This is a genomic window from Flavobacterium chungangensis (genome assembly GCF_042654045.1).
Classification (GTDB): Bacteria; Bacteroidota; Bacteroidia; order Flavobacteriales; family Flavobacteriaceae; genus Flavobacterium; species Flavobacterium chungangensis.
The window spans coordinates 16,873-33,427 of sequence record NZ_JBHSFY010000026.1; the positions used below are offsets into that span (position 1 = coordinate 16,873).

Below are 16,555 nucleotides of genomic sequence, written 5' to 3' on the forward strand. Positions count from 1 at the left end.
AACGTCAAAGTATTTTTATTATTGTGAGCTTATGAAAATTATATAAGGCTGATGAAAAGTTGTGTAATTTATTTTAACAAGTATTGAGCTAACTTTCCTATATAATTTAATGATTTGAAAAAAGTGTTAAATAATTGATTTTCATTTCACATCATTCACCTTAAAACCAAAACATTTTGATCGTTGCTATTAAAAATACATTCGCCGAAATTGGAGAGACCACCTTATTCGCCAAAAGGTTTTTTAAGGAGGTTTTTATTCCGCCCTATGAGACCAAGGAGTTTCTAAAACAATGTTATGTTATAGGATATAAATCTCTGCCATTGGTCGCTATTACCGGTTTTATAATGGGATTGGTACTTACACTGCAATCGCGTCCGACGTTGGTAAAATTTGGTGCAGAATCTTGGCTTCCTGGAATGGTGGCGCTTTCGCTGATAAGAGAAATTGCACCTGTAATTACTGCATTGATTTGTGCCGGAAAAATTTCATCTGGAATTGGAGCCGAATTAGGATCAATGAAAGTAACCGAACAGATTGATGCTATGGAAGTTTCAGCCGTTAATCCGTATAACTATTTAGTGGTAACGAGAGTGCTAGCCTGTACTTTAATGGTTCCGCTTTTAGTGTTTTTTGCCGATGCTGTCGGAATCATTGGCGGTTATGTAGGCATTAACATTCATGGCGATGTCAACTTCTATAGATTTTTAACTCAGATTATTCAATCCTTAGAATTCCTAGATCTCTTTCCAGCCACTATTAAAACTTTCTTTTTTGGATTTTTTATAGGAATGATTGGCTGTTATAAAGGCTTTAATGCTTCTAACGGAACAGAAAGTGTGGGTCAGGCTGCCAATTCTGCTGTTGTAACAGCGTCGTTGAGCATTTTTATTATAGATATGGTCGCTGTTCAAATAACCGATTTATTCTTTTAAAATGATGAAAGAAAAACTACATAAAGAACCCAAAACAAAAGAGAAAGATAAAACTCCAATTATCGAGATTAAAGATCTTCATAAAACTTTTGGAAAAGATAATGCCGTTTTAAAAGGCGTAAATCTCACTTTGAATAAAGGCGAAGATTTAGTGGTTTTAGGACGTTCAGGCTCTGGAAAATCAGTCACGATAAAATGTATCGTTGGGCTAATAGAACCGGACAAAGGCGAAATCAAAGTTTTTGATGAAAACGTTCTTAATATTTCAAAAAGCGAGCTGAATGAAATTAGAGTCCGAATCGGATTTTTGTTCCAAAGCGGGGCACTTTACGATTCGATGTCCGTTAGAGAAAATCTCGCTTTTACCTTGACCAAACACAAACGTGATTTAAGCCAAGAAGAAGTTGATAATGAAGTAATGGAAGCATTAGAAAGTGTAGGTCTTGCCGATGCCGTTGACAAAATGCCTTCTGAACTTTCGGGCGGTATGAAAAAAAGAATTGGTCTGGCGCGCACGCTAATCTTAAAACCAGAAATTATTTTGTACGATGAACCCACAACGGGTTTGGACACGATAACTTCAAGAGAAATCAGCGAATTGATCTTGGATATTAAACACAAACAAAAAACTTCTTCCATCATTATTACTCACGATATGGCCTGCGCAAAAATGACCGCAGATCGAATTGTAGTTTTAAAAGAAGGAGTAATTCACGCCGAAGGAACATACGAAGAATTAGAAAAAGACGAAGACGAATGGGTACGCTCATTTTTTGAATAAAGCAAAATAAAATAATAGAAATCATGGAAAAGGAATCTGGATATACTTGGAAATTAGGAATGTTTGTAACGATAGGTTTACTGCTTTTTATAATGGCCGTATATTTTATCGGAAAACAGCAAAATCTTTTTGGTTCAACCTTTCATATTAGTTCTCAGTTTAAAACTGTAAGCGGTTTAGAAGTCGGAAATAATGTTCGCTTTTCTGGAATTAATGTTGGAACAGTAGAACAAATTCAGTTAAAAAATGACTCGACAGTACGAGTTGTTTTGGTCATGAAAGAAGAAGTTCGAAAATTCATTAAAACCGACGCAACGGCTAGTATTGGTTCAGACGGTTTAATGGGAGATAAAGTTTTAACCATTTCTCCAGGTGCTAAATCACAAAAAGAGATTGAAGACAACGGGCAGATTGCTTCTGTTGACGGAATTGAAATGCACGATATTATGAAAAGCGTGAAGAAAAGCGTCGATAATATTGGCGTGATTTCAGACGAAATAGCCATTTTTAGCCACAGCATGAACAACGGAAACGGCGCTTTAGCAAGATTGGTCAAAGATGATAAAATGGCCAACAGCGTTTCGAATACGCTTTCTAATCTAGAAACAGGTACAAAAGGTTTCAGTGAAAATATGGAAGCGGCAAAAAGCAATTTCCTATTTAGAGGCTATTTCAAGAAAAAAGAAAAAGAGAAAAAAGAGAAGCAAGAAGAAAGAAAAGAGAAACAAGAGGAAAAGAAAGAAAAGCAAGAAGAAGCTAAAAAAGAGAAAGAAGAAAAAGCTGCCAAAGAAAAGGAGCAAAAGGAGCAAAAGGAGAAAGAAGAAAAGCAAAAACAGGAAGAGGCTAAAAAGGCAGAAACTAAAAAATAAATTCCAATTTTTTAAATTCCAAATTCCAATTCTCATTTTATGTCTTCCTGAGCGAAGTCGAAGGATCGCATGCTGAATCTATTCTGTGCGTTCTTAGGACGTGTCCTTCGACTTCGCTCAGGAGGACAAATATTTTGAAAAGCCTAGTATATCAAAATTCATAATTCACAATTAAAACTATATGCCAAGTCAATTCAAACATACCGCCTTAAAAGTTTTAAAAATTACTGGAATTACGATTGCGGTAATTTTGTTTTTGCTGTTTATCATTCCGTTGCTATTTCCTGGAAAAATCGCTTCGGAAGTGAAGAAAATTGCCAACGAGCGTCTGGATACCAAATTGGAATTTACAAAATCTAAACTTTCCTTTTTTACGCATTTCCCATCCTTGACTGTTTCGCTAGACGATTTATCTTTAACAGGATCTAAACCTTTCAGCAATGATACTTTATTAAGAGCCGATCAGGTTGCTTTTGGAATTGATATTAAAAGGCTGCTTTTTGATAACGAAGTTAAAATCAATAAACTGTATGTTTCTGATGCTTTAATAAATGTAATGGTCAACACAAAAGGTCAGGCCAATTATAATATTTATGTAGCACCCGAAGATCGAAACAAAAAAGAAGATCCGAACGCTCCTGAAGAAGGAACAGCAATACGATTGGAACGCATCGATTTACAAAACTGCCACGTCCAATATAACGACCGTTCGGCAAAGATTCTAGTTGATGCAAAAGGCTTTAATTATATCGGAAAAGGAAATTTGAGCGAAGATATTTTTGACTTGGCAACCGATGCTAAAATTGACGAACTGGATTTTTATTATGATCGAACTGGCTACTTAAGAAAGAAAAAAGTCAGTGCCGATTTAATTACCCGAATCAATACACATGCACTTTCTTTTATTCTGCAAAAAAATGAGCTTCATATCAATAAACTGCCTTTAAAGTTTACTGGACTTTTTTCCATTTTAAGAGATGGGTATAAAATCAATATTAAAGCAGCTTCAGAGAATACAACGGTAAAAGATTTATTGTCTGTAATGCCACCTGAATATTTAACATGGCTGGAAAGAACAGAGATTTCAGGGCGAAGCGATTTACTGCTGAGTTTTAAAGGAGACTATAACGTTCAGAAAAAACAAAAACCAAACTTAGCTTTCAATTTAAAAATTAATGAAGGCTCGGTAAATTATAAAAATGCTCCAGTTCCTTTAACCGATTTCCAAATGGATCTAAATGCTATGCTTCCATCTTTAGATACGGAACAATTGCTGGTTAATTTGAGAACCTTAAAATTTAAAGTGGGCGAAAAAGATTATTTTAGTGCTTATCTTCACAGCAAAGGTTTAAGCGAAATGTCGATTAATGCAAGCGTGAAAGGTGCTTTAGACCTTGCTGTTGTTGATGCTGCTTTAGGATTGGAAAATATGGATTTGAAAGGAATTCTAAAAACCGATATTAAGGCTCGAGGCGTTTTTAGCACAACAAAAAAATTATTTCCAAAAACGATTGGAGGCATTTCTTTGCGAAACGGATGGCTTAAAACAAAATATTATCCCAATCCTATTACCAATATTACTTTTATTGCCAATATGCTGAATAAAGCAGGAACTTATCAGGATTTGATTGTTGCAGTAGCGCCTTTTTCTTTTGTTTTTGAAGGAAATCCGGTTTATGTCAATGCCACTTTATCCGATTTTAGCGATTTGGCTTATAATGCCAAAATTAAAGGCGAACTGAATGTTGGAAGAATCTATCAGGTTTTCTCTCAAAAAGGGCTTGACTTAACAGGTTATGCCAAAGCAGATCTTTCCTTAAAAGGAAAACAAAGCTACGCTACAACCGGCCAATATGATAAATTGGATAATAGAGGAACCTTGCTGCTAAAAAACATAAAAGCCACTTCAGAATTGTTTCCGAAAGCTTTTTATATCAAACAAGGTAATTTCCGTTTTCAGAATGAAAAAATGTGGTTTGAAAAATTCAATGCTTCGTACGGAAAATCAGATTTTGATATCAACGGCTATCTGCTCAATACCATCAATTATTTCTTAGAATCAAAAGGGACTTTGAGCGGCAATTTCAACTTAAAATCAAAACTGATTAATGTAGATGAATTTATGTCGCTTGAAGAAGGCGAAAATAAAGATCGAAACCTAGAAGTCGAATATGCAAAAGAAGATCATCCGAAAATGAGCGGTGTGGTCATTATTCCAGAAAACCTAAATGTCACTTTAAATGCAAATGCAGACAAAATAGAATTCAATAAATTGACATTTAACAAACTGAATGGAAAAATAGGTGTAAAAAAAGAAGGATTTTACTTAGAAAATATTACCTTTAATATCATTGACTGTGTTTTAGGAATTAATGCATTGTATAAAGACGAGTCTCCGACCTCGGCCCATTTTGATGCTCATTTTACAGCAAAAGACTTTGATGTACAGCGAGCTTACAAAGAAATCCCGATGTTTCATGATATGGTTACCGCCGCTGAAAAAGCGCACGGAATAATCTCTGTTGACTATAAAGTAAAAGGAGATTTAAACGGAAATATGGGACCTATTTATGAATCTATGCACGGCGGAGGAACCATTAATTTACGAGATGTTCAAATTAAGGGTCTGAAACTTTTTGATGGAATTAGTTCTAAAACAGGACAAAATGGTTTGAACAATCCTGACATGAAAGGAATTGAAATCAAATCAACTATAGATAAGAATCTCATAAATATTGAGCCATTTACCTTTAGCGTAGCGAGTTTTAGGCCCACTATTAAAGGAACTACAAGCTTTGACGGACTTCTGGATTTAAGAATGCGTTTAGGACTTCCGCTTTTCGGAATTATAGGTTTTCCAATTGTAATTACTGGAACACACGACGCTCCAAAAATTAAAATATTCAGTAAAACAGGACAAGAAATTAATCCGGCTGTTTACGATGAAAAAAACAATAAGGTAATTCGAAAAGAAAAAGTTAGCAAATCCAAAACAAAATAGAAATGAATTCAAAATCTCAGCATAAAAACAGTTCATTCGAGAAGTTTGCTTCAAAAGTTTCTAAAGCCGCTGGAAGCACACCAGCTTTTATTGGAGCTCTTTTTCTTGTTATTGCCTGGGCTATTTCAGGGCCAATTTTCGATTATTCTGAAACTTGGCAATTGGTAATCAATACAGGCACAACGATTATCACCTTTTTAATGGTTTTCTTGATTCAAAAAGCACAAAATAAAGATTCCCTTGCCATTCAGTTAAAATTAAACGAGCTAGTGGCATCCAACGATTTATCGAGCAATAGCCTTGTTGATGTCGAAAATATGACCGAAGAAGAGATGAAGATTATTCAGAAATATTACCATCACTTAAGCCAGTTGGCAAAAAAAGACAAAACGATTAGAACATCGCATTCTATTGCCGAAGCAGAAGAAGTTCATAGTCGCAAAAAAGAGAAAAAAGGTAAACCAAATAACACTAAAAATAATACCAAAAACACCTCTAAAAAAATAACCAAAAAATGAAATTGAGCTCTACTGAAACGTATTGGCCATTAAAAAATGCCATTAAACAAAGTTATCCTTCAATAGATTCTGATATCCACACCGACATTTTGATTATTGGTGGAGGCATAACAGGAGCTTTAACAGCTTACAAATTATTAAATGAAGGAAAAAAAATTGTTCTTGTAGACCGAAGAGATGTCTGTGGCGGAAGCACTTCTGGCAGTACAGCCTTATTGCAATATGAAATTGATGTTCCTTTGCATCAGCTCATAAAACTACGTGGCGCTAGATGTGCCATAGACAGTTATCAAAATGGAAAAAAAGCCATTTTCGATCTTCGAAATATAATTGATACTGTGGGATGCGATTGTGGTTTTGAGTTTAAAAAAAGCGTCTATTTTACTACACTAAAAAAAGATGTTCCTTATCTAAAAAATGAATTTAAAGCTAGAAAACAGCATGGTTTCGAAATCAGCTGGTTAAGCAGATCTGAATTGCAAAAAATGGGATTGAATGCAATTGCTGGCGTAGAATCTAAAACCGCTGCTGTTATGGATCCGTTTAAATTGGCAACCGATCTTCTGTTTCATTGCCATGAAAAAGGAATGCAGATTTTTGACCGAACCAATATCGCTTCTATTCAGCATCAAAAAGGCAAAATTATTGCAACCACTGACAATAAATGTTCTATCACAGCAGATCATATCATACATTGCACAGGTTACGAAAGCACAGAAATGCTAAAAGAAAAAGTGGTGGATTTAAAAAGCACTTACGTTATCACTTCTGAAAGTCAGTCCGATCTTCCAGAGAATTTTAAAAACACGATTTTTTGGGATACAGCCTCTCCTTATCATTACATTAGAACTACAGATGATAATCGCATCATAATGGGCGGAGGAGATGAGGATTTTAAAGACGCAGCGAAACGAGATAAATTGCTCCCTAAAAAAGAAACCTATCTTTTAAAACAATTCTTTAAAAGATTTCCTGACTTAAATTTTAAAATTGATTATTCCTGGGCAGGCACTTTTGGAGAAACCAAAGACGGTCTTCCCTATTTCGGAAAACCTAATCCGAGAAAAAACGAACATTACATTTTAGGTTTCGGAGGTAACGGAATCACTTTTAGCGTCATTGGAATGAATTCGATCTTGGATTCACTTAATAACAAAAAAAATACAGATTTAGATTATTATAGATTTGGAAGATAGAAAGATGCTAAGGTTCTAAGATACTAAGTTGCTAAGTTTTTTTCTTAGAGTCTTAGAGTCTTAGCATCTTAGAACCTTAGTAACTTAACCAAGCACCAACTCCATCTGAATATTACATCTTTTATACGGAGTTTCCAGGCCGAAAACTTTTTCGAAACCCAATTTATAATAGAGATTTATTGCAGGTTTTAAGATGGTGTTGCTTTCTAAATATATTTTTTTTGCTCCCAATTCTTTTGCTTTTTCTGCGATAGCTTTACCTAAAAGCCAGCCAATGCTTTTTCCTTGTGCTTTTGGAGAAACAGCCATTTTTGCCATTTCAAAATCATATTCAGAATTATTCATTTTTATTAAAGCGCAGACACCTACAGGTTCATTCTCATACAGAGCCACAAGAATTTTTCCTCCTTTTTTTAGAATATATTCTTCAGGATTATCAAGCGCTTTATAATCAGCTTCTTCCATTTCGAAATAAGTTGAAATCCACTCTACATTTAACGCCCTAAAAGCTTCCTGATATTCTGGCTTATAATCAACTATTTTTACATCTTTGCTTTCTCTCTTTTTCTTTTGTTCGCTAACTCTTTTAATTAAAGATTTTTGCTCCAACAAAAACTCCCATTCTTCCAGTGCAGCCCACAGATTATGTTTGCTTTCCGCAATTATTCCTTCAATTGCAACATCAATATCTTCTAGCTGCTGTTTGATTTTCTTCGATATCAAAATTCCTTTTTCGGTAAGTGCGACATTATTCTTACGCTTATCCTCTGTTTTTGCACTTTCTTCAATCAATCCAGCACCAATCATTTCCTGAATAATTTTACTAACAGAAGGCTGAGAATGTCCAATTTCATTAGCAATTTCAGTAATGGTAATTTCGCGTTCTTCTGCCAAGGTGTAAAATACAGGAAACCATTTCGGCACAAATTCAACCCCATACAATTCATATATTTTCGCAGCATCATCTGTAACAACAGCAGTCATTAAACGCAAACGGCTTCCTAATGCAGCTTTTCCAACTTTATCAAAAAATTCCATAACAAATAATTAATTATATAACTAGTTATGCAAATGTATGTTTTTTTTAGATACTAAGAAACTAAGGTTCTAAGATTCTAAGTTTTTTTTTAAAACTATAGAATTTTAGAACCTTAGCGTTTATCTTTTTGAGAGGCTAAGTTATTAAGATTCTAAGGATCTAAGTTTTCCTTTAAAAAAAAACTTAGAATCTTAGTAACTCAGAACCTTAGCAACTTAAAATATATTGTGCTTTAGAGCTAGCGACAGTATTTTTTTGAAAGGTTAAATTGCCAAGATTCTGAGTTTCTAACTTTTTCCGATAATAACCTTAGAATCTTAGCAGCTTAAAATATATTATGCTTTTTAGCTAACGACAGTATTTATTTTTAAGATGGTGAAATATAAGTTTTCTCAAAAAAAACTTAGAATCTTAGCAACTCAGAACCTTAGCAACTCCGGCCGCTAGGCCGTTATAGCCAATGAATTCAAATTAAACTTATATTCTTTTGGGCTGCAGTTGAATTTTTGTTTGAATATTTTAGAGAAATAGCTTCTGCTAGTAAAACCAATGCAGTAAACAATTTCTGAAATATTTAGGTCGGATGTTCTAATTAGAATTTCGGCTTTTAGAACACGCATGTGTGTGATGTAATCATTTACTGTACGATTATGAATCATTTTGAAACCCTCTTGAAGTTTATTTGGAGACAAACCAGATCTTTTACTTAAGGCCTTAATAGAAAATGCCTCTTCTGGACTTGTTTTAATAAACTCTGACAGTTCTTTTATTTCTTCCATTTCTCTTAAAGTCAATCCGTTTGATTCATTTGCAAAAGCATGCAAATCATCTGAATGCTGTTGGATTTCCATTGCCAAAATAATTCTCATGATGCCTTCTTTCAGTAAATTTCTTACAATTCCTTTTTGTGTGATGGAATTAAGCTGCTCTATTTTTTCTGCAATCTGCAAATTATACGAACCAATATAAAAGAAATCTGTTACTTGATTATTTTCAAAAAAAGTATCTTTTACCTGCTGATTCAAAGAATGAGTTTGACTTGCAGCATCAATCTGAGTACCAACAATAATTAAGGTAAGCTTTGTTTTTTTACCTTTTTCAAAAAAGAGAACATTATCCTGATTTTGTTTTGATGTTACAATTGCGGTTTGAAAAGTTTTTAATTTTCGTTCCTCACCATTTAATCCAAAACTGTGCGAAAGGTTTCCTTTAGAACAATAAGCAAAATAAATAGGCGACGATTTTACATTTAAAAAATCCAATCTCACATCTGCAGAAAATGTCATATCAAACTGAACATAAGAGATATTATCATTAAAGGAAGCTCCAATAATAGAACCTTCTGCAAAACTGTTTTCTACTTCAAGTGCATATTCATCTAAATCAAAATTCACTTTTCCGCCAAAACTAGTCTGAAGTTCATCAAATATATTTTGAGTTTTTTCTGTATTTATAGTAACTATTTTCATGGTTTGCCGGATTTAAAATTATAATTTGCTAAAAAGATTATTTTCTAGAAATCTGAAATTCAAAGTTCGTTTAAAGACACACCAAAAATGTTATATAATTTTTTGGTTTTGTTTTATAATTCCTTATAAATGTTTATTTTAACATATCTATTTATCCAGTATGAAAAGTTTTTCCTTTGCCCCTATTAGTTCTCCCTCTTCTAAAATTCTCATTTTAGGCACAATGCCTGGAACAAAATCTTTAGAGCTAAATCAGTATTATGGTCATAATCAGAATAACTTTTGGAAGTTTATGTTTCAGATTCTAGGAGAAGAGTTTTCTAATGATTACGAAATACGAAAAAAATTATTAGTCAAAAACAATATTGCGCTTTGGGATGTCTTACAATTTTGCGATCGAGTTGGAAGTTTGGACAGTGCGATTAAAAACGAAATAGCAAATGACTTTGAAGATTTTTTGTCAACACATCCTCAAATAGAAAGTATTCTTTTTAACGGACAAAAAGCAGCTGCGTTTTTTAAAAAATATGTTCACTTAACAAAAGAATACAAAACATTCACACTTCCATCAACTAGTCCGGCCAATGCTGGCAAGACTTTTCAAGATAAATTACACGAATGGAACATCATTAAAACCTTATTATAAAGACCTGCATTTTATACAATTAAAATGCAAATATTGAAATCATGTAACTTTTTCGCTTTAAAGTATAACAAAAATCATCCACTCTCGATCTAATTTTACATCAAAGAAAAATAAGCCATAGTGAAGATTTAATGAACGAAATGGAAAGGCTTTCTTCTTATTAAAATTGACAAAGCAAACTGTAAAAAGTTTAGTCTATAAAGAGAACATTGGTTATGTTAGTTTATTTTTGGGAAAAAGCTACTCTATAGAAATATAGAGTAGTTTTGTTTTTATAGGCTACCATTAAAAGATAAAAACATGAAAATTCAGACCTATTATAATCATATACGGTTTTATACACCGCATCATTTTATATATTATCCCGTTTTAATTTTGTTCTTGGCTGCCAGTATTTATTTGGCCGTTACGACAGAAGATCATTTAATATGGACATTTATTAGCGTGGCTTTTGTGTTTCTTTTTGCACTCGCTTATATGCTGCGCCAACATTATGCATTGACACTGCAAAACAGAATTGTGCGCTTAGAAATGCGCTACCGCTATTTTACCTTAACAGGCAAAAGATTCGAAGAATTTGAATACAAACTTACAGACGATCAGATTTTTGCCTTACGTTTTGCACCCGATAACGAATTAGTCCCGCTTGTTGAAGATACTTTAAAAAACAGCCTAACAGGCGATGCAATCAAAAAAGCAATTGTGCACTGGAAAGCAGATTACCACAGAGTTTAACAATATCAAAATTCAATAGCAATTACAATGTCAAAAATCAATAGCAAAGTTCAATAGCAAAAGTTCATAGCAATTACAATATCAAAGTTCAATAACAATATCAATTTTTAATTTTTAAAATTAATTATTGAATTTTGCCATTGCCATTGATTTTTGACATTGTTATTGAACTCTCTTTTTATTAAAAATAAGATAAAATAGAGACAGCAATACGCCAACTGACACAATTACAGCAAAATAGATTGCAGCAATATTGGGATGTAAATAGTTTGGCTCATAAAATAATTTATTTAGTTTTTTAAATTTTTCTGCTAAAGCCTTTCTATCAAAATTATTTCTAATTCCATTAAGCGGTTCATCTTTATTATCTCTGTAGTGGTATACATCTTGAGTCAGCAACTTCGGAATCAGATTGGTTTCTATATTGTATTTTCTTAAAAGCGTATCTAATCTTTGAAAAGTATACGTTAATGAATCTTTCTTTGCATTGTATAGCAATTTATAGCGATCTACAGCTACTTTATATCTTTGGTTATCAACAGAATCTCCTTGCACCGGATTAAATAGAGACTTATTTTCTAAGAAAATACAAATATCTTCATCATGTTCTGGACGCACCGACACACTCTTAAAAATAATTTCTGTGCTATCCCCCACAATTCTTTTTGAGATCACTCTTTTGTGCAATTCCTCTTTATCAAAACCAATAATATCAAAAATACTATCCGCCTTACTTTTCGTTTTATCAAAAGTGCTCGTTAAAGCTTTTATGGTGTCAATGCTATAATAATTGGTTTCTATAATCGGATATTCACCAGGTACAATTGTATCATCTTCCTTAATTACCGGATAAGGTTTTGGATATAAAATATTCTCATAATTAAATAGTTTCTCAGAACTATAGGAAGTATATGCGTATAAAAACGGATTTAAAACATTGAGCAGTTTTTTGTCATTATTAAAATCCTTTTCAGACAATTCTGATTTCAGTTTAGCATTCATTCCGAAACTGTAGCTAATAAAAAACGAAAAAGTCAGAAATGAAATAAAAAGCAAACAACCCGCGATTTTAAGCAGATTCCCACCTTTATAACCTTCTCTAGAATGATTCCGAATCAGAAAAAACAAAAAGAAAAGCAAAAACAAACCACTTACAAAAAAGTGCGAAATCGAAACGTCATCGTAAAATTTGAATCGGTAAAACTCGGTGTAGGTATTAATATTCTTTAGTCCTTTAAAAGTAAAATAACCGTATAAAAAGTAAGCTAAATGAATTAAGGCTAATACTATAAAAGATTTTATGAAATAACGTTTTAGATTTTTGGTCATTTTTAAAAGGTGCTAAGGTTCTGAGATGTTAAGATATTAAGGTTCTAATATACTTAAAATTTATCTTGCCTTTCATAAAAATATATTTACAAAATTAAAAAGAAAAATAATCTGGGCGTGCCACCATTATAAAAAAAGGGCAAATAATAGCAACGCATATTCGCCCTTTTTTCATAATGCTGTCGGGCTGTCCATGCTGCTTCGGCAGCTTATTCCCATCCCTCACGCAATCACGGTTTCAAAACAACTTCCCGAAACATTTAGCCATTTAATAAGCCAAATCGGCAATGAATTTCTGCCAATTTTTGGTTGCAAAGGGACAAAGCTGCAAAGAGACAAAGGTTTACTGGTATCTATATTTTGTAAAAAGAAGTTCTGATACAGCAATCTGATTTTGCTAATCGCCAAAGAATTTCCGTAGAGACGCACTGCAGTGCGTCTAAAACACATGATATCTGTAATCTGCCAATCTTTGGTTAGATGCACTGCAGTGCATCTCTACAGTATCACTGAATTTGATTTCGCTAATCGTCAAAGAATTTCCGTAGAGACGCACTGCTGTGCGTCTAAAACGCAGAATATCCGTAATCTGCCAATCTTTGGTTAGATGCACTGCTGTGCATCTCTACAATATAACCGAATTTGATTTTGCTAGAAAAAAACTTAGAACCTTAGTATCCTAGCACCTCAGAACCTTACTTAGAAATATCAAACCCTTCCTTCACAATTTCGCTTTCCACTTTATCAATCAGTTTATTGGTTTTACCTGTAAGTCTTTCTTTCTTCCAATCGCCTTTTGCGTATATGACAATCGTAATTAAAGCCGTTACAACAGAAGCAATCGGGAAAGCCCACCAGATTCCAATTTTACCTAAAGAAGTATTATGAGACAAAATAAAAGCCAGCGGAAACTGAATTACCCATTGCGAAACCAAAGTTAGAATCATAGGCAATTTTGTATTTCCAACAGCTCGAAAAACACCAGTTAAACAAAGCTGTATGCCTAAAAATCCCCAAGAGAGACAAGTAATTCTCAATAACTCTGTTCCACCTTCAATAACCGCTTGATCATTTGGAACAAAAAATGCGATTAAATACGGAGCAAAAATAAAAGCAATGACTCCGAGACCAGTCAATAATCCGAAACCTAGATAAGCTCCTAATTTTGAAATTTCAGCGGCACGATCAACATTTCCAGCTCCAATATTTTGCCCAACAAGAGTTGCAATCGCCATGGACAAACCCAAAGCGGGAATTAAAATAAGTTGAATCAAATTGGAACCTGCACCATAAGAAGCAACCGTCAATGTACCAAAACGGACAATCAAAAATGTGATCGCCATCATTCCCAAAGCACGCATAGACTGCTCAATTGAAGACGGAAAACCAATTTCAAAAGCTCTTTTGATGTGTTTATAATCAGGCTTAAAATCGGCAATGCGAAGATGGATTCCGTGTTTTCCTCTAAACAAAATGGCAAATCCGATAATAATAGCTAGAAGTTGTGTAAATAAAGTTGCCAAAGCCGCACCTTTTACGCCCATAGCTGGAATAAATTTCCATCCGTAAATAAACAGCGGATCTAATGCAAAGTTCAAAATAACGGTTCCTAAAACAATATAAACAGGAAGTGTTACACGTCCAACTCCACGCATAATCGATTGGAAAATCATAAATCCGAAACTAAAAACAAGCCCCACAAAAGCCACTCGCATAAAACCTAAAGCATCAACATAAACTGCAGGCTCAACCTTGAGTAGATATAAAAAGTATGGACTTAAAATATATCCAATAATCGACAAGAAAACCGAAACAATAATCACCATCGACAAAGTCTGCGCTGCTACGTGGTTGACCATTTTCTGATTTCCTGCTCCAAAATATTGTGCAATTAAAATAGAACCCGCAATAGCCAATCCAGTTCCTAAAGCAATGGTTAAAAATATTACAGGCGTGCTTATCGAGACCGCCGCAACGGCATCACCGCCCAGACGTCCAACCCAAAAAGCATCTACTAACTGATATGCAGCTTGTAATAAATTAGCAATCATAATCGGAACGGCTAATTTTAATAATGAAGAAAGGATTGGCCCTTCTAATAATTCATTTTTTTTCATTTATTCAAAATAATTATTCAAAAATCAGTTGACATATCAACTTTTAAAGTTCAAAAAAAATTAAAGAGTTTCTAGCTTGTCGGCATAAGATCGTACCGCATTCAACGCTTCAATTCTTTCTTTTGGAGAAAAAACAGACATTACTTCTTCTTCCGCCCTTTTCATCAGCGAGCGAATGTTTTTTGCTAGCGAAATTCCTTCATCAGTAAGACTTACAATATTTTTACGTTTGTCTATTTTATCTTTTACCACCTCAACAAGATTCTTTTTTTCAAGTGCTGATATACTTCTTAAAATAGACGATTTGTCGCGCATTGTCTTATCTGACAATTCTCTCTGCGAAAGACTTTTATGATGCAAAATCATCAACAATGGCAACTGTTCGAGCTGTAATGTGATTCCAGCTTCATTCATTAACGCATTGGTACGCCTGAAAATTGCACGTTTAATACGATGAATCTGAAAGAAGAAACTATCTGATATTTCTTCTTTCCAAAAATTTGAAAAACTTTCTTTATCGGTATGTTTTTTTTCCATGATGCAAAATTACAAAAAAGATTGACATGTCAACTATTTTCAAAACAAATCCTTATTTTACTGATATACAATTCATTCACTAAAATAATTCGGTTAAAAAAAGAAAAATGAACGATTATTTTTACTAACTTTAAATGTTAAATATTGCCTAATAAAAACTTAAAAATTAATCTGATGAAACAATTATTTATTTTTTTGGTAATGATGCTCCTTTGGATTCCGTTAAACGCTCAAACTGTTGCTGAAGCCAGTAAAGAGGATAGCTTAACAACTTTTAAAACTGAAAAAGACGATTTTCAAGATAGTTCTGTAGATGATCTGCCCTGGCACAATAGACGATTTAAAGTTACTGCTGGCGCTTTTTTTCCTGTAAATAACACGCAAGTTAAAGTTGAAGGCAACAACGGAAATATAGGAACTGAGATTGATCTTGAAAATGATTTAGGGTTTTCTAAATCGACTGTATCCTTTTTAGGAACATTTGATTGGCGCATATCCAAAAGATCTCGATTAGGTTTTGAATATTTTGTACTAGACAGAACTGCAACAAAAACGCTGCAAAGAGATATTAATTTCGGAGATCATACTTACCCATTGGACGGAAGGGTTCAGGGTACTTTTAATGTACAAATTGCTAGAATTGCTTATGGGTATGCTATTTTATCTAAACCTAAATATCAAGCCGGTTTATTGATTGGGGCGCATGTTCTTTTCGCAGATTTAGGATTAAAATTAGAAGCTAATACGCAAAGTGTCGAATATCGTGATACTTTTGATTTTACTGCGCCACTGCCAGATGTTGGAATTTGGGGCGAATTTGTTCTTGGAAAACGCTGGGGTTTATATGCCAACGTAAATTATCTTGCCGTAAAAATTGATGAAACCGATGGCCGAATCATAAGTTACAATTTATCGGTTTTATATAATGTTGTTGACAACTTTAGTCTTACTGCAGGTTATACTGGTTTGAACTTTAGAATAGATACGGTTCAAGACCGATTGAACGGTTTCTTAAAATGGGGATATAATGGTCCAACGATTACAGCGGTTTACACTTTCGGTAAGCATGTTAAAGTTACGAGATAAAGGTTCTGAGTTTTTTTAACCGCAAAGAGCGCAAAGAATTACGCAAAGTTCGCAAAGGTTTTTTAGCCGAATGAAATATTCTCGCAAAGACGCAAAGTCGCAAAGTTTAAATACAAAGCTGTGCCAAAAAAAGCTCTGAGTTTTTTTTTAAGCGCAAAGAACGCAAAGATTTACGCAAAGTTCGCAAAGGTTTTTTAGCCGAATGAAATATTCTCGCAAAGACGCAAAGTCGCAAAGTTTAAATACAAAGCTGTGCCAAAAAAAGCTCTGAGTTTTTTTTTAAGCGCAAAGAACGCA

Annotated in this window: 14 protein-coding genes; 9 read left to right on the plus strand and 5 right to left on the minus strand. The window is 33.8% G+C overall.

The genetic code is table 11. The annotated features are described in order from the left end of the window. The first annotated feature begins 176 nt into the window (after positions 1–176). The 6 genes from ACFO3N_RS24765 (at position 177) to ACFO3N_RS24790 (ending at position 7,300) form a co-directional block, all read left to right on the plus strand. On the plus strand, positions 177–935 hold the full coding sequence (locus ACFO3N_RS24765) for an MlaE family ABC transporter permease (protein WP_250836507.1): 759 nt from the start codon (positions 177–179) through the stop codon (positions 933–935). 4 nt (positions 936–939) lie between these two features. Continuing rightward, entirely contained in the window at positions 940–1,716 is a 777-nt protein-coding gene (locus tag ACFO3N_RS24770) for an ABC transporter ATP-binding protein (RefSeq protein ID WP_371611641.1), read from the plus strand. A 23-nt stretch (positions 1,717–1,739) separates the two neighbouring features. Beyond that, the gene (locus ACFO3N_RS24775) at positions 1,740–2,585 is read left to right on the plus strand and encodes an MlaD family protein (RefSeq protein WP_379801494.1); all 846 of its coding nucleotides are present in this window, start codon (positions 1,740–1,742) and stop codon (positions 2,583–2,585) included. Positions 2,586–2,766: 181 nt separating this feature from the next. Continuing rightward, positions 2,767–5,586 carry an AsmA family protein gene (locus tag ACFO3N_RS24780; protein ID WP_379801495.1) on the plus strand — a complete coding sequence of 940 codons (2,820 nt, stop codon included), beginning with the start codon at positions 2,767–2,769 and terminating at the stop codon, positions 5,584–5,586. A 2-nt stretch (positions 5,587–5,588) separates the two neighbouring features. Next, positions 5,589–6,104 carry a low affinity iron permease family protein gene (locus ACFO3N_RS24785; protein ID WP_379801496.1) on the plus strand — a complete coding sequence of 172 codons (516 nt, stop codon included), beginning with the start codon at positions 5,589–5,591 and terminating at the stop codon, positions 6,102–6,104. Then, positions 6,101–7,300 (plus strand): NAD(P)/FAD-dependent oxidoreductase, encoded by a 1,200-nt coding sequence (locus ACFO3N_RS24790; RefSeq protein WP_379801497.1) that lies wholly within the window; start codon positions 6,101–6,103, stop codon positions 7,298–7,300. Before ACFO3N_RS24785 ends, ACFO3N_RS24790 begins: the two co-directional genes overlap by 4 nt. A gap of 84 nt (positions 7,301–7,384) precedes the next feature. On the opposite strand, the gene ACFO3N_RS24795 is transcribed toward ACFO3N_RS24790, so the two are convergent. Further along, positions 7,385–8,338, minus strand: a complete 954-nt coding sequence (locus ACFO3N_RS24795; RefSeq protein WP_379801498.1) for a bifunctional helix-turn-helix transcriptional regulator/GNAT family N-acetyltransferase — start codon at positions 8,336–8,338, stop codon at positions 7,385–7,387. 444 nt (positions 8,339–8,782) lie between these two features. Next, on the minus strand, positions 8,783–9,808 hold the full coding sequence (locus tag ACFO3N_RS24800; protein WP_379801499.1) for a helix-turn-helix domain-containing protein: 1,026 nt from the start codon (positions 9,806–9,808) through the stop codon (positions 8,783–8,785). A 160-nt stretch (positions 9,809–9,968) separates the two neighbouring features. Here ACFO3N_RS24800 and ACFO3N_RS24805 point away from each other — a divergent pair, with 160 nt between their 5' ends. Then, positions 9,969–10,454, plus strand: coding sequence for a DNA-deoxyinosine glycosylase (locus tag ACFO3N_RS24805; RefSeq protein ID WP_379801500.1), 486 nt, complete (start codon positions 9,969–9,971; stop codon positions 10,452–10,454). Positions 10,455–10,754: 300 nt separating this feature from the next. Next, positions 10,755–11,189, plus strand: a complete 435-nt coding sequence (locus ACFO3N_RS24810; RefSeq protein ID WP_379801501.1) for a DUF6526 family protein — start codon at positions 10,755–10,757, stop codon at positions 11,187–11,189. Between the two features lie 162 nt (positions 11,190–11,351). Here ACFO3N_RS24810 and ACFO3N_RS24815 read toward each other — a convergent pair whose 3' ends face one another. From ACFO3N_RS24815 to ACFO3N_RS24825, 3 genes are all read right to left on the minus strand, one after another. After that, positions 11,352–12,518, minus strand: coding sequence for a hypothetical protein (locus tag ACFO3N_RS24815; protein ID WP_379801502.1), 1,167 nt, complete (start codon positions 12,516–12,518; stop codon positions 11,352–11,354). 695 nt (positions 12,519–13,213) lie between these two features. Then, positions 13,214–14,635, minus strand: a complete 1,422-nt coding sequence (locus ACFO3N_RS24820; protein WP_379801503.1) for an MATE family efflux transporter — start codon at positions 14,633–14,635, stop codon at positions 13,214–13,216. A 60-nt stretch (positions 14,636–14,695) separates the two neighbouring features. Beyond that, complete coding sequence (locus ACFO3N_RS24825; RefSeq protein WP_379801504.1) at positions 14,696–15,172, minus strand: MarR family winged helix-turn-helix transcriptional regulator; 477 nt, start codon at positions 15,170–15,172, stop codon at positions 14,696–14,698. Positions 15,173–15,346: 174 nt separating this feature from the next. Here ACFO3N_RS24825 and ACFO3N_RS24830 point away from each other — a divergent pair, with 174 nt between their 5' ends. Further along, positions 15,347–16,258 carry a hypothetical protein gene (locus ACFO3N_RS24830; RefSeq protein ID WP_379801505.1) on the plus strand — a complete coding sequence of 304 codons (912 nt, stop codon included), beginning with the start codon at positions 15,347–15,349 and terminating at the stop codon, positions 16,256–16,258. The last annotated feature ends 297 nt before the right edge of the window (positions 16,259–16,555 follow it).

Bases quoted from the DNA above. Each gene is read 5' to 3' on its own strand.
- ACFO3N_RS24820 (WP_379801503.1), bottom strand. From the start codon at position 14,635: ATGAAAAAAAATGAATTATTAGAAGGGCCAATCCTTTCTTCATTATTA.
- ACFO3N_RS24770 (WP_371611641.1), top strand. From the start codon at position 940: ATGAAAGAAAAACTACATAAAGAACCCAAAACAAAAGAGAAAGATAAA.
- ACFO3N_RS24810 (WP_379801501.1), top strand. From the start codon at position 10,755: ATGAAAATTCAGACCTATTATAATCATATACGGTTTTATACACCGCAT.
- ACFO3N_RS24785 (WP_379801496.1), top strand. From the start codon at position 5,589: ATGAATTCAAAATCTCAGCATAAAAACAGTTCATTCGAGAAGTTTGCT.
- ACFO3N_RS24795 (WP_379801498.1), bottom strand. From the start codon at position 8,338: ATGGAATTTTTTGATAAAGTTGGAAAAGCTGCATTAGGAAGCCGTTTG.
- ACFO3N_RS24790 (WP_379801497.1), top strand. From the start codon at position 6,101: ATGAAATTGAGCTCTACTGAAACGTATTGGCCATTAAAAAATGCCATT.
- ACFO3N_RS24805 (WP_379801500.1), top strand. From the start codon at position 9,969: ATGAAAAGTTTTTCCTTTGCCCCTATTAGTTCTCCCTCTTCTAAAATT.
- ACFO3N_RS24780 (WP_379801495.1), top strand. From the start codon at position 2,767: ATGCCAAGTCAATTCAAACATACCGCCTTAAAAGTTTTAAAAATTACT.
- ACFO3N_RS24815 (WP_379801502.1), bottom strand. From the start codon at position 12,518: ATGACCAAAAATCTAAAACGTTATTTCATAAAATCTTTTATAGTATTA.
- ACFO3N_RS24800 (WP_379801499.1), bottom strand. From the start codon at position 9,808: ATGAAAATAGTTACTATAAATACAGAAAAAACTCAAAATATATTTGAT.
- ACFO3N_RS24825 (WP_379801504.1), bottom strand. From the start codon at position 15,172: ATGGAAAAAAAACATACCGATAAAGAAAGTTTTTCAAATTTTTGGAAA.
- ACFO3N_RS24830 (WP_379801505.1), top strand. From the start codon at position 15,347: ATGAAACAATTATTTATTTTTTTGGTAATGATGCTCCTTTGGATTCCG.
- ACFO3N_RS24775 (WP_379801494.1), top strand. From the start codon at position 1,740: ATGGAAAAGGAATCTGGATATACTTGGAAATTAGGAATGTTTGTAACG.